This window comes from Variovorax sp. UC74_104, from assembly GCF_044055375.1.
In the GTDB taxonomy this organism is placed as follows: domain Bacteria; phylum Pseudomonadota; class Gammaproteobacteria; order Burkholderiales; family Burkholderiaceae_C; genus Variovorax.
Genome location: NZ_CP171978.1, coordinates 2745655 through 2759170, shown reverse-complemented (window position 1 = coordinate 2759170; position 13516 = coordinate 2745655). Strand labels below are relative to the sequence as shown.

Sequence of the window (13516 nt, the reverse complement as noted above, 5' to 3'; positions counted from 1 at the left end):
TTGCCGTGGCGCGTCAGGCCGAAGGCACCGACGGCGGCGCGACCGGGGCCAGCCGCGCCTGGCGAAAGGCGGTGGGCGTGCTGCCGAAGCGTTCGCGGAATGCGGTCGAGAAATTCGCTGCGCCCGAGAAGCCGACGGCCAGCGCCACTTCCTCCACGCTGAGCGCCGAGTTCGCAAGCAGCCGCTGCGCCTCCGCAAGGCGCGCCTCGCGCACGAACTCGAACACCGTGCGGCCCGTCCGCTCCCGGAACACGCGCGACAGGCGCTTCTCGTGCGTGCCCACGCTCGCGGCCAGCGCGGGCAACGTGGGCACCTTGGCCAGGTCGGCCCTTATCAGCCGTTCGACCGCCTGCGCGAGCACACGGTCAGCATGGTCAGCATGGTCAGCATGGTCGGCATGGTCGGCGCCAGGTTCGCCCCTGGCGTGCTCGAGCGCGCTGTCGGCCTCTTCCATGCAGGCCTGCGCCTGGTGCCTGCAGCTTGCGAGCGCAAGGTGCACGGCCACGCGCGCGAGCACTTCCGCCGGCTCGAAGGGCTTGAGGATGTAGTCGACCGCGCCTTCGCGCAGGCCCGTGAGGCGCTCTTCCACCGTGCTCGAAGAGGTCACGAAGATGACCGGGATGCGTGCCGTCGTGCGGTCGGCCTTCAGCAACCGGCAGGTCGCGAAGCCGTCGGTGGCGCCCATGCGCACGTCGAGCAGCACCAGGTCGGGCTGCAATGCGGTCGCCCTGCGATAGCCCTCCAGCGCATCGAACGCCAGGCTGATGCGGTGCCCCGCCTCGCGCAACACGCCGAGCAGCAACTGCAGCTCTTCGATGTTGTCGTCGATGACGAGGATGTGCGCGCGCCGGGGCGGCGTTGTCGACCAGTAGGACATGGGCGTCGAGCGTAGAAGTGCGTCGCCGAAACGCAGCGTGAATTAGTTCACATTTGGTTCACATTATGTTGCATTAGTAAACAAATGTCATCACTGGCAAAGCTTTCGTCCTGAATCGCAAAGGCGCCTCTCGGGGTGGCGCCGAAGAATCCCGCCCTTTCCGGAGCACCTGCCGCCTTCGCGGCGCCACAAGAAACGGTGCCCGGCCAACACAGAGCCATCACGAGGGACGGGATGTTCAGGACCCCATCGAATCTGTCGCACGCGCAGGCGCGGCGCGACGTGTCTTCCAGCGCCGCGAGTCCGCGGCACGGCCATTGGCGCCGCCGCACGGCGCACCTTGCCGCGCGGCTCGCAGCGCCTCTTGCGGCGCTGCTGCTCGCCACCGCCGCGCACGCGGTGCCGCAGGTGTCGAGCCTGGTGCATTCGCCGGACATCCTTCCCGCCGGCGGTACGGTGACGAGCACCGTCACCATCGCCGAGAGCGACAGCCTGCCGATCGGCGCGCCGGGCGCTTCGTTCACGTACACGATTCCCGCCAACAGCATCTACATGGGCACCGGCACTGTTCCCGTAGGCAGTTGCTCGGCCGACGTGTCCGTTGGCGCCGCCGGCCCCGGCACGCTGACCTGCTCGGGCATCACGCTCGCCGCGAACCAGCAGCGCAATTTCGAGGTGCTGCTGCGCACGGTCTCGCAGGGCACGCTGACAGTGAAGGCCGAGCCCAGCGGTGGCGGCTCCAGCGAGACCAAGATCATCACCGTGAACCAGGGCGCCGACGTGGCGGTGTCGATCAGCGCACCGGCCACCGCTCCGAGCGGCTCCACGGTGCCGATCGTCTTCACCGTCACCAACAACGGTCCCGACACCAGCACGGGCTCGACGCTGACCTACCCGATTCCCACGGGCCTGTCGGTCTCGGGCAGCGGCCTGCCTTCGGGCTGCTCGATCAGCGGCAGCCAGCTGACGTGCAACGTGCCGGCCACGCCCGCAGGTGCCGGCAGCAACACCCGCACCTACAGCATCAACGCCGTGGTCACCGCGGGCGCGGGCTCCACCATCACGCACCAGCCGGCCGTGGCGCCCGCGGGTTCGGTGGGCGACGGCGTTTCCACCAACAACAGCGCCACCGCCAACACGACCGTGACCGCGGGCTACGTGCTCGCGCTGGCCAAGAGCCATGACGGCGGCCAGCTGCTGGTGGGCCAGCACTTCAACTTCAGGCTGAGCCCGAGCTTCAGCGGCACCGCTCCCACGGGCGTGACGCTGACCGACACCATTCCCGCCAACTTCGCGATCCAGCCGCTGCCCGCGCAGTCCACCGGCTGGACCTGCTCCGTCAGCGGCCAGACGGTGAGCTGCACGCGCAGCAACATCGGCGGCAGCGGCGGCGCCAACGTGGCGCTCGGCGACGTCGTGGTTCCGGTCATCGCCATGACGGCCGGCACCGGCATCGTCAACGAAGCCACCGTGAGCGCGACCGGCCCCATCTCCAACTCGGCCACCGGCAGCGTACCGGCCGACGTGGCGGTGTCGGCCACCGACTTCCGCGCCGACAAGCGCCGCAGCTGGCCGCAGAACAACGTACCGCTGGGCCAGGCCTTCGACTACCAGGTCGGCAGCACCAACCTCGGCAGCACCCGCCTGCTGGCGGGCAGCACCATCCAGCTGGTGGACGACCTGCCGGCCGGCGTGCAGATCAACAGCGTCACGCAGCGCGACGGCTACACCTGCACGGTGACCAAGGGCGGCGCCACCGTCGTGCCGACGCCCGCGACGCCGGTGCCCGGCCCGGCCACCGTGACCTGCACACGCACGCTCTCGGCCGACATCAGCGTGGACACATCCAACGGCAGCAGCGCGCGCAACGGCGGCTACATCATCGTGAACGCCACCATCCCGTCGCTGCCGCCGGGCGGCCAGATCGTCAACAGCATGTGCGTGAACGTGGCGCTGCCCGCGGGCGCCCCCACGCTCGGCGCCGACCCCGACGCCAACACCGGCAACGACTGCGTGAGCCTTGGCACCGGCGCGAACGACGGCGCCACCGCGGCCGACGTGAAGGTGCTCAAGCGCGTGGTGGGCATCGGCGACAGCGCTGGCAACCGCCAGATCGCGGGCCAGGACGTCACCTGGCAGATCGAGGTGGTCAACACCGGCCCATCCGAGGCGCAGAACGTGGTCGTCACCGACGCCTTCGCGCAGGTCATCGGCGCAGGCAGCGTCTCGCAGACGCCCAACGGCGGCACCTTCGCGGGCACCTGCGCGCTGCCGGCCAACGGCAGCGGCTTCGGCCAGGCGTCGCTGTCGAACTGCACGCTGTCGACCTTGCCGGTCTGCCGCGCGAGCACCGACCCCGCCAGCGCCCTGCCGCTGTGCCCGGTCATCCAGGTTGTCGCAAAGCACTACGGCGATGGCGCCTCGGCCACCGACCACGGCTTCCAGATCAACAACACCGCCAATGCACTGGCGACCACGCCGGCCGATCCGGACCTGGGCAACAACAATGGCAGCGCCTCCGCCTTCCTGCTCGCGCGCACCGACGTGACGGTCACCAAGTCGGCCAGCCCCGCCTCGGTGCCCGTGGGCCAGCTGCTCACCTACACGCTGACGGCGCGCAACCAGAGCCTCGCGCAGGGCAGCCTCAGCCGCGCCTACGACGTGCACGTGGTCGACACACTGCCGGCCAACCTGATGTTCATCTCGGCCACCGCCTCGGGCGGCGGCAACTGCAGCACGAAGCCGAACACCACGCAGCCCACGGGCACCGGCACCACCAACAACCAGCTCGAGTGCGCCTGGACCTCGCTCGATCGCAACGTGCAGCAGACCGTGACGGTGCAGGTGCGGCCGCTGTATGTGCTCAACGGCTCCACGGTGACCAACACCGCGCAGGTCTCCACGGCCACGCCCGAGATCAACACGGCCAACAACAGCGCCGCCGTGCCCGCCACGATCACCGCACCGGTGTACGACCTGGTCGTCACCAAACGCGACGACGTCGACCCGGTGAACGTGGGCGATGACGTGGGCTACACCATCACGGTGTCGAACAACAGCGCCTCGACGGCGGAAGACGTGCGCATGGTCGACACGCTGCCGCTGCCAGGTCCGAACGGCGAGGCGCCGCCCACGCTGGTGTCCGTGAGCATTCCGGCGAATGCACCGGCAGGCACGACCTTCGCGCTGGCCAGCGGCGCGGCCATAGGCTCGGCCGGCGGACAGATCGTGTTCACCATTCCCACGCTGGGAGGCACCGGCGCCACTTCCACCGGCGACCTCAACACGCTGCAGTTCCGCGTCGTGCTGCGCGGCGTTTTCTCGCGGCACCTTCCAGAACAACGCCAAGGTCGATTTCTTCGACGCCGCGCGCAACGCCTTCGACACCGTCCAGGGCAACAACGCGGTGGCCGAGAACACCACCTTCCGTTTCAAGGCCGACGTGCAGGTGGTCTCCAAGGCCGCCGTCTCCTCCGGCACTGCCGCGCCGGTGACCACCGCGTCCTCGGCCGTGCCCTTCGACTGGCTCGTGCAGCTGCGCAACAACGGCCCCGACAGTGCCGAGACCACCAGCTTCACCGACACCCTGCCCGCACCGCTGGTGCTGGCGGGCACCCCAGTGTTCACCGTGACCGGCGGCAGCTTCACGCCCGCCGCGCCCACCTGCACCGGCACGGCCGGCAGCACCGCCGTGAGCTGCGCCATCACCTCGATGCCGGCCAACGGCACGGCCACCGTGCGCATTCCGGTGCGCTTCAGCGGCGCGGCACCGGCCAACGGCACCGTGCTGACCAACCGCGCGCACATCGTCACCACCGGCTCGGGCGACACCAACGGCGGCACCGATCCGGACGGCGGCAACAACTTCAACGACGGCAGCGTCACCTTGCAGAACAGCGCGCTCTCGGGCCGCGTGTACGAAGACCTCAACGGCAACGGCCTGATCGACGGCGGCGAACCCGCCATCGCCGGCGTGACCATCCGCCTGAGCGGCACCGACAGCGCGGGCAACCCCATCGCCCTCACGACCACCACCGATGCCGGCGGCAACTGGAGCTTCACCGTGCCCGCCGGCACCTACAGCGTGGTGGAGGACCAGCCCGCCGCGTACCTGCCCGGCATCACCCGCGCGGGCACCGTCAGCGGCGCGGGCAGCACGCCCGGCACCGTGCCGCCGGGCACCGGCAACGGCCCGAACGGCTCGAACGCCAACCGCATCGACAACATCGTGCTTGGCACCGGCGGCGCCTCCAGCGCCAACAACTTCGGCGAGGTGCGCGCGTCCAGCCTGGCCGGCCGCGTCTACCAGGACGCCGATTACAACGGCTCCTCCAGTGCGGGCGACCCCAGCATCGCCGGCGTGACCGTCACCCTGACCGGCACCGACATGTACGGCAACCCGGTGTCGCTGACCACCACCACGGCGACGGGCACCGGCAACTACGCCTTCAACAACCTCACGCCCGGCAACTACACGCTGACCGAGACGCAGCCGGCCGGCTTCGTCGACGGCACCGACGCGGCAGGCTCCGCGGGCGGCACCGCGGGCAACGACGTGGTGAGCGCCATCACGCTGGCTTCCAACGTGAACGGCACCGGCTACAACTTCGGCGAGCAGCTCACCCGCATCACGACGCGCGTGTTCGTCGACGGCAACAACGACGGCGTCCCGCAGGCCGGCGACACCGGCATTCCCAACGTCGAACTGCGCCTCACGGGCACCGACGCCGCGGGCAACCCGGTGAACCTCCTCGCGGTGGCGACAGGCACGACGGGCGCCTACGAGTTCCGCAACGTGCCCCCCTCGGGCGCTGGCGGCTACACCATCACCGAGACGCAGCCGGCCAACTTCGCGCCCGGCAAGGCCAACAACAACGGCCAGCCCGGCACGCCCCAGGGCGGCGGCAACGTCATCACCGGCGTGACCGTCTCGGGCACCAACGTACCGTCGACGCAGGGCGAGTACTGGTTCGGCGAGCTGCTGCCCGGCGGCATCTCCGGCCGCGTCTACTACGACCGCGACGGCAACGGCGCGCAAGGCGCACCGGCCACGGAGCCGGGCCTGGCTGGCGTGACCATCACGCTCACCGGCACCGACGTCAACGGCCAGGCGGTGTCGCGCACCACCACCACCGACGCCAGCGGCGACTACAGCTTCCCGAACCTCGCGCCGGGCAGCTACGCCGTGACCGAGGCGCGGCCCGCGGGCTACCTGCCCGGCATCACGCGCGCCGGCACCGTCAGCGGCGCGGGCAGCACGCCGGGCTCGGTGCCCACCAGCGGCAGCGGCGTGACCAACGGCCCCAACGGCTCGACCGCGAACGTCATCCAGAACATCGTGCTGGGCGCCGCGGGCGCGGGCTCCGCCGGCAACAACTTCTCTGCCGTCAAGCCAGCGAGCCTCTCGGGCTACGTCTACGCCGACGTGGCGCCTTCCAACGGCACGCGCGACACCGGCGAGCCCGGCATCGCAGGCACCACCATCCGCGTGACCGGCACCGACTTCCAGGGCAACGCGGTCGACCGCACGGTGCAGACCGCCGCAGACGGCCGCTACCTGGTGGACGCGCTCACGCCCGGCACCTACCAGATCGACGAGACGCAACCCGCCGGCGTGGCCGACGGCCCCGAGTCGCTCGGCACGGTGGGAGGCGCGCCGCGCGGCACTGCCAACCCCGGCGGCACCAACGACCGCTTCGGCGGCCTCGCGCTGGTGTCGGAAGACGCGGGCATCGACTACAACTTCGGCGAACGCGGCGGCCAGATCGCGGGCTGGGTGTACGTCGACACCAACAACGACGGCGTGCGCCAGCCCACCGAGGCCGGCATTGCGGGCGTGACGCTCACGCTCACCGGCCGCTCCGCCAGCGGCCTCGCGGTGAACGCCACGGTGGTCACCGATGCGAACGGCCGCTACGTCTTCACCGGCCTGCTGCCGGCCGACGCGGCGGGCTACACGCTGCGCGAGACGCAGCCCGTGACCTACGCCGACGGCCTGGACGCCGTGGGCACGGTCGAGGGCGCGGCCACCGGCACGCTGGGCAACGACGTCGTCAGCGCCATCGCCTACCGCGGCGGCAACGGCGACAACTACAACTTCGGCGAACGCGGCGCATCGCTGGCGGGCACCGTCTACAACGACGCCAATCGCAACGGCAAGCGCGAGCCGCAGGACCTTCCGATCGCCGGCGTGACCATCACGCTCACCGGCACCGACGCAGCCGGCCAGCCGGTGACGCGCACCGCCGTCACCGACGCCAACGGCCGCTACGAGCTGCCCGGCCTGCCCCTTCCGGGCAGCGGCGGCTACACCGTCACCGAGACGCAGCCGAGCGGCTACGACGAAGGCATCGCCATCCCCGGCACGCTGGGCGGTACCGCGCAGGGCACCAACCAGATCCGCGTGAGCTTCACCGGCCTGGAAGCCAACGGCACCGGCTACGACTTCACCGAGCACAGCAACCAGCCCGCGTCGCTCACCGGCACCGTGTGGTTCGACCAGAACCACAACCGCAGCCGCGAATCGGGCGAGGGCCAGGGCGAAGGCTGGACGGTGGAGCTGATGCGCTGCGCCGACGGCGGCAACGCCTGCGCCGAGAACGCGGCCACCGTGCTCTACACCGTGACCACCAACGCCGACGGCAGCTACCGTTTCGGCGACCTGACGCCCGGCGAATACCGCGTGCGCTTCCGCTCGCCCGACGGCCGCGTGGTGGGCGGCGTGTGGCCGACCGATGCCGCGCAGAACGGCGCCAACGGTCCCTACCCGACGCCGGCCGCGAGCGACCCGCGCTTCAGCATCAAGGTGCGCGTGACCGCGGGCGCCAACATCCAGAAGCAGGACCTGCCCTACGACCCGGGTGGCGTGGTGTACGACAGCGTGGGCGGCACGCCCGTGCCCGGCGCCGTGGTGAAGCTGGTCGGCCCGCCGGGCTTCGACCCCGCGCAGCACCTGCTCGACGGACGCGACAGCTACACCACCGGCGCCAACGGCTACTACGATTTCTTCGTGCTGCCGGGCGCGCCGGCCGGCGAGTACCGCCTGGCCATCACCCCGCCGGGCGCCTACCTGCCCTCCACCATGTACCCGCCCGCGGCCGGCGCGCTGGGCACGCAGTCGTGCGCGGCGCCCGCCAACGGACCGGCGCCCGCGCAGACCAACCCCTGCGTGGTGAGCCCCGGCGCGGCACTGGTGACCGGTGCCGGCTACTACCTGGTGTTCAACATGCCGGGCGGCGGCGGCCAGCACGTGGTGGCCAACAACATCCCGCTCGACCCGTCGAACGCCACGCTCATCGAGCTGCGCAAGACCACCTCGAAGCTGACCGTGAAGAAGGGCGAGCTGCTGCCCTACCGCATCACGGCGCGGAACACGCGAAGCACCACGGTGCCGGGCGTGGCCGTGGTCGACACGCTGCCGCCGGGCTTCCGCTACATCCAGGGCTCGCTCAGCGTGCGCACGCTGCCCGGCGGCGTGGCGCTGCCGGTGATCCCGCAGGTCAACGGCCGCCAGGTCGTGGTGCCCGGCCAGAACTTCGCGCCCAACGAGACCAAGGAATACCTGATGGTCGCGGGCGTGGGCGTCGGCGTGGGCGAAGGCGAGTTCGTCAACCAGGTCGTCGCCACACAGGGCGTGGGCGGCCGGACGCTCTCGAACCTGGCCACCGCCGCCGTGCGCGTGGTGCCCGACGCCCTCTTCGACTGCACCGACGTGATCGGCAAGGTCTACGACGACAGGAACGCCAACGGCTACCAGGACGACGGCGAGCCGGGCGTGGCCAACGTGCGCATCGCCACCGTCAACGGCGTGCTGGCCACCACCGACGCCGAGGGCCGCTACCACATCGCCTGCGCCGCCATTCCGAAGGAAGGCACCGGCAGCAACCTGGTGCTCAAGCTCGACGAGCGCACCCTGCCCTCGGGCTATCGCACCACCAGCGAGAACCCGGCGGCCGAGCGCGCCACGCGCGGCAAGGTGCTGAAGATCAACTTCGGCGCCACCGTGCACCGCGTGGTGCGCCTCGCGCTGCAGGGCGCGGCCTTCGACGACGGCGCCGCCACGCTGCGCGCCGCCTTCGCAGGCGAGCTCGACCGCACGGTCGCCGTGCTGGCGGAGAAGACCTCGGTGCTGCGCCTGGCCTACAAGGCCGCGCCGGGCGAGCCCGCATCGCTGGGCCGCGACCGCACCGACGCGGTGAAGGCCGCGGTGCTCTCGCGCTGGAAGCAGCTCGGCGAGCAGCGCGCCTCGCGCAAGGAGCCGCCGCTCTTCAACCTGGACGTCGAGATCGAGCTGGTGCCTGCCGCCGCCTCTTCCGAAGAGGTCAAGCCATGACGCGAGGAAAAGACACCGCCGCCATGACCCGACAACAGACACCGAACCCGATCGAGCGAGCCGACATGAGAAGAAGAAGAAGGCGCTTCCGAAGCGCATGGCCCTCGCGGGCGCCGTGGCCGCCGCCTGCCTGGGCATGGGTCTGGCCGCCGCGCAGGAAAGCGCCGTGCGCGGCCGCATGCTGGACCGCGCCGCGGCCGACCCGCGCGCGATCGACATCGACGGCGCGCGCCACCTGCCGCGCAGCAGCGAGCGCGAGCTGCCCAAGGCCACCTTCGTGCTCGGCGACGAGCGCGTGGCAGCGGCCGCCCCGGTTTCATCGCCAGTCGCCACGCCCGCCGAACGCAGCGACGCCAGCACGCCGCATTTCGATTCCGGCGCCGACGCACTCTCCCCCGCCGACCGCGCGCAACTCGACCGCATCGCCGAGCAGGTGAAGGGCCGCGACGGCCTGCGCTTCGAGATCGTCGGCCACACCGACACGCAGGCGATGAGCGCGAAGTCGCGCGAGCGCTTCGCCGACAACCACGCGCTGGGCCTGGCGCGCGCGCAGCAGGCCGCGCGCTATCTGACGCAGCGCCTCGGCTTGCCGGAGACCGCCGCGGCCGCGAGCTCGCGCGGCCCCGACGCGCCCGTCGCCACGCCAGCCACCGACCCCGCCAACTGGGCGGCCAACCGCCGCGTGGAGGTGCGCGTGTACTGGCGCGACGCGCCCGTCGCCGCAACCCCGGTCGCCGCGCCCGCCGACCCCGGCGTGTGCCGCACCTTCACCGCCTTCGGCACCGACGACGCGCCGCTGCGCCTGAGCGTGGACGGCCAGCTGCTGTCGCCCGACGGCAAGCAGGCTTCGGCGGACGGCACCACCAGCGCCGACCGCCAGCGCTGCGTCGACGTGCAGCTAGAGCGCAACCAGTTGCGCCTGCAGTACGACAACCTCTCGCAGCCACGCCGCCTGAGCGCCAGCGCCTGGCCCACCACCGTGGTGGCCGGCGACACGGTGCGCTTCGCGGGCTACAGCAACTACCTGCTCTTCACCTCGAAGGCCGAGCTGCGCGTGTACACCGCCAACGAGGCGATGCAGCGCCGCCTGCTGGCCACCGTGCCGCTGGACGCCGGCCTGCGCGGCGAATGGCAGGTGCCCGAGGGCCTGCTCGACCGCATGCCCGAAAGCGCGACCGGCAAGCTCTACTACCGCGTGCGCGTGTACGACCGCCAGGGCCGCTTCGACGAGACCGACGACCTCTCGCTCACGCTCGTGAAGCGCCACAAGCCCGAGACCGGCACGCCGCCCGATGCGGCGCGCGAGCTGCTGCGCGGCTACGGCCAGAACAACATCGCCATCGCCAACATTCCGCTGAGCGCGGGCACCGTCACCGCCAGCGGCGCGGCCATCCGCCCCGGCGAGAGCGTGCGCGCGCTGGGCTTCGCGGTGCCGGTGGACGAGAGTGGGCGCTTCGTGTTCCAGCAATTGGTGCCGCGCCGCGTGCAGACCGGCGAGATCGCCGTCACCGACGCGCAGGGCGCCACGCGCGCCTACCGGCGCGACTTCGACCTGCCCTCCAGCGACTGGTTCTTCGTGGGCCAGGCCGACCTCACCGTGGGCAGCAACAGCGTGAGCGGCCCGGCCGCGATCATGACCAACGACAAGAACCGCTACGGCGGTGGCGGCTGGAGCGAAGGCCGCATCGCCGGCTACGCCAAAGGCCAGCTCAACGACCGCTGGACGCTCACCGCCAGCGTCGACACGGAAGAGCGTCCGCTGAAGGAGTTGTTCCGCAACATGGACCGCAAGGACCCGACCTCCCTCTTCCGCCGCTTCGACCCGGAGGATTCGTGGAGCACCTTCGGCGACGACTCCACCACCGTCGAGGACGCGCCCACCCAGGGCCGCTTCTACCTGCGCGTGGACGACGGCCGCTCGCAGGCGATGTGGGGCAACTTCAAGCTCAACTTCGGCGACACCGAACTCACCCGCGTGAGCCGGGGCCTCTATGGTTTCCACGGCCGCTACCTGGGCGAGGAATCGACCTCCTTCGGCGAGGCGCGGCTGAAGGTCGACGCCTTCGCCGCCGAGCCCGGCACGCTGGCCGCTCGCGAAGAGTTCCGCGGCACCGGCGGCTCGCTCTACTACCTGCGCAACCAGGACATCACGCGCGGCGCCGAGCGCGTGACGCTCGAAATCCGCGACCGCGACTCCGGCCTGGTGCTCAAGCGCACGCAGCTCGTGCCCACCACCGACTACGAGATCGACTACCTGCAGGGCCGCGTGCTGCTGTCGGCGCCGCTGCCCAGCCTGTCGGACGACGGCTCGCTGGTGCGCGCCGGCGGCTTCACCGGCATGCCGACCTACCTGGTGGTGGACTACGAATACACGCCGCTGGCCACCTCGCTCGACACGCTGGCCGTGGGCGGCCGCGTCTCGTGGTGGGCCAACGACAACGTCGGCGTGGGCGTCACCGCCTCGCGGCAGGACCAGATCGGCGGCGACCAGCGCCTGGCCGGCGTCGACCTCACGCTGCGCAAGACCGAGAACACCTACGTCAAGGGCGAGTTCGCGCGCAGCAAGGGCCCAGGCACCAGCCAGCTCGACTCGACGGACGGCGGCTTCAGCTTCACAGGCCGCAACGGTTCCCTGACCAACGGACTGGGCAACGGCCCCACCGGCAACGCCAACGCATGGCGCCTCGAAGGCCAAGCCGACCTGGGGGACTTCGACATCCGCGGCGGCGGCCGCGTGAGCGCCTATGCGCAGTCGCGCGACGCCGGCTTCTCGGCACCGGGCGAGTACGCGAGCAACGCCACGCGCCAGGTCGGCGTGCAGGCCACCGTGCCCTTCGGCGAGAAGGCGGAGAACGGCGAGCTGCGCCTGAAGGCCGACCGCCGCGACGAACAGAACGGCTACAACAGCAGCGTGCTCGACGCGCAGTACTCGCTGGCGCTGTCGCCCGAGTGGAAGCTCGGCCTCGGCCTGCGCTACGACGACAAGACCGGCGACGCGCTCATCAACAGCCCGTCCTTGCCGACCACGCAGGCGGTATCGGGCGAGCGCGCCGACGCCGCCGTGCAGCTCGAATACACCGGCGCCGACCGCTGGAGCGCCTACGGCTTCGCGCAGAAGACGCTGCGGCGCACCGGCACGCGGCTGGAGAACGACCGGCTGGGCTTCGGCGGGCGCTACCGCGTCAACGACAAGCTCGCGCTGCGCGGCGAGCTCTCCACCGGCGACGGCGGCTTCGCGGGCAAGGCCGGCGTCGACTACCAGTACGACGATCGCTCCAGCGTCTACATGACCTACGTGTCGGACACCGGCCGCACCGACGAGAACCTCATCGGCCGCGGCGGCAGCCTGGTGACCGGCCTGCGCTCGCGCGTGGGCGACGGCCTCACCATGTTCACCGAGCACCGCCAGGCCACCGGCGCGCAGCCGGGCCTCACGCATGCCTACGGCGTGCAGTACGCGCCCGACACGCACTGGACTTTCGGCGTCAACTTCGAGAACGGCTGGGTCGGCGCCGAGACGCTCGGCGCCACCCGCCGCCAGGCCGTGGCCTTCACCAGCGGCTATTCGAGCGAACGCCTCAAGTACAGCGGCGGCCTCGAATACCGCAAGGACCGCACCACCGCCGAGACCCGCACCAGCTGGCTGGTGAAGAACTCCTTCAGCTGGAAGGTGGACGACGACTCGCGCTGGATCGGCAAGTTCAACTGGGCCGACAGCGACAGCACCACCGGCACGCTGGCCGCGGCCAAGTACACCGAGGCCATGCTGGGCTACGCGCTGCGCCCGGCACTGAACGACAAGCTCAACCTGCTGTTCAAGTACACCTACCTGTACGACCTCTCGTCGCCGGGCCAGGTGGTCTCCGGCGGTGTCGATTCCACGCTGGGCACGGTCTCGACCACCGGCATCGACTACCAGCAGCGCAGCCACGTCTTCGCCATCGACGCCACCTACGACATCGACCCGCGCTGGACCATCGGCGGCAAGTACGCCTGGCGGCTGGGCGAGCTGCGCGCGAGCCGCGACAGCTCCGCGCCGTGGTTCAAGAGCTCGGCCGAGCTCGCGGTGCTGCGCGTCGACTGGAAGCTGGTGCGCAACTGGGACTGGATGCTCGAGTGGCGCACGCTGCGCGCGAAGGAACTCAAGGACCGCAAGAGCGGCTGGGTCACGGCCGCGTACTACCACGTCAACGAGAACCTGAAGGTGGGCATCGGCTACAACTTCACCGACTACTCCGACAACCTCACCGACATGAGCTACCGCAGCAAGGGGTGGTTCCTGAACGTGCTGGGCAAGTTCTGAAGGA

General features: G+C 71.0%; 7 protein-coding genes and 2 pseudogenes. 4 read left to right on the top strand and 5 right to left on the bottom strand.

Going from position 1 to position 13516, the window contains the following annotated elements; translation table 11 throughout:
* Positions 1 to 13 precede the first annotated feature (13 nt).
* From ACHMXA_RS12775 to ACHMXA_RS12765, 3 genes are read right to left on the bottom strand one after another with little or no spacing between them, the layout of a single operon-like run.
* Positions 14 to 877, bottom strand: a complete 864-nt coding sequence (locus ACHMXA_RS12775; RefSeq protein ID WP_395320883.1) for a helix-turn-helix domain-containing protein — start codon at positions 875 to 877, stop codon at positions 14 to 16.
* Between the two features lie 47 nt (positions 878 to 924).
* Positions 925 to 1401 (bottom strand): hypothetical protein, encoded by a 477-nt coding sequence (locus ACHMXA_RS12770; RefSeq protein ID WP_395320881.1) that lies wholly within the window; start codon positions 1399 to 1401, stop codon positions 925 to 927.
* A 24-nt stretch (positions 1402 to 1425) separates the two neighbouring features.
* Positions 1426 to 1728, bottom strand: coding sequence for a hypothetical protein (locus ACHMXA_RS12765; RefSeq protein ID WP_395320879.1), 303 nt, complete (start codon positions 1726 to 1728; stop codon positions 1426 to 1428).
* Between ACHMXA_RS12765 and ACHMXA_RS12760 the strand changes: the two are divergent.
* Positions 1640 to 1954 (top strand): annotated as a pseudogene (locus ACHMXA_RS12760) (hypothetical protein); the annotation flags it as partial. The gene ACHMXA_RS12765 and the pseudogene ACHMXA_RS12760 overlap by 89 nt on opposite strands.
* Positions 1955 to 2031: 77 nt before the next feature.
* Here ACHMXA_RS12760 and ACHMXA_RS12755 read toward each other — a convergent pair.
* Positions 2032 to 2436 (bottom strand): hypothetical protein, encoded by a 405-nt coding sequence (locus ACHMXA_RS12755; RefSeq protein ID WP_395320877.1) that lies wholly within the window; start codon positions 2434 to 2436, stop codon positions 2032 to 2034.
* 376 nt (positions 2437 to 2812) lie between these two features.
* Between ACHMXA_RS12755 and ACHMXA_RS12750 the strand changes: the two are divergent.
* Positions 2813 to 3928 (top strand): annotated as a pseudogene (locus ACHMXA_RS12750) (hypothetical protein); the annotation flags it as partial.
* On the opposite strand, the gene ACHMXA_RS12745 reads toward ACHMXA_RS12750, so the two are convergent.
* A complete protein-coding gene (locus tag ACHMXA_RS12745; protein ID WP_395320875.1) occupies positions 3910 to 4164 on the bottom strand; it encodes a hypothetical protein in 255 nt (84 codons plus the stop codon). The pseudogene ACHMXA_RS12750 and the gene ACHMXA_RS12745 overlap by 19 nt on opposite strands.
* Before the next feature lie 119 nt (positions 4165 to 4283).
* Between ACHMXA_RS12745 and ACHMXA_RS12740 the strand changes: the two genes are divergently transcribed.
* On the top strand, positions 4284 to 9209 hold the full coding sequence (locus ACHMXA_RS12740; RefSeq protein ID WP_395320873.1) for an SdrD B-like domain-containing protein: 4926 nt from the start codon (positions 4284 to 4286) through the stop codon (positions 9207 to 9209).
* A gap of 97 nt (positions 9210 to 9306) precedes the next feature.
* Positions 9307 to 13512 (top strand): OmpA family protein, encoded by a 4206-nt coding sequence (locus ACHMXA_RS12735; RefSeq protein WP_395320872.1) that lies wholly within the window; start codon positions 9307 to 9309, stop codon positions 13510 to 13512.
* The last annotated feature ends 4 nt before the right edge of the window (positions 13513 to 13516 follow it).

What these genes read in the sequence shown, in the direction of transcription:
- ACHMXA_RS12775 (WP_395320883.1), bottom strand. Translation starts at nt 877, where the DNA reads ATGTCCTACTGGTCGACAACGCCGCCCCGGCGCGCGCACATCCTCGTC.
- ACHMXA_RS12735 (WP_395320872.1), top strand. Translation starts at nt 9,307, where the DNA reads ATGGCCCTCGCGGGCGCCGTGGCCGCCGCCTGCCTGGGCATGGGTCTG.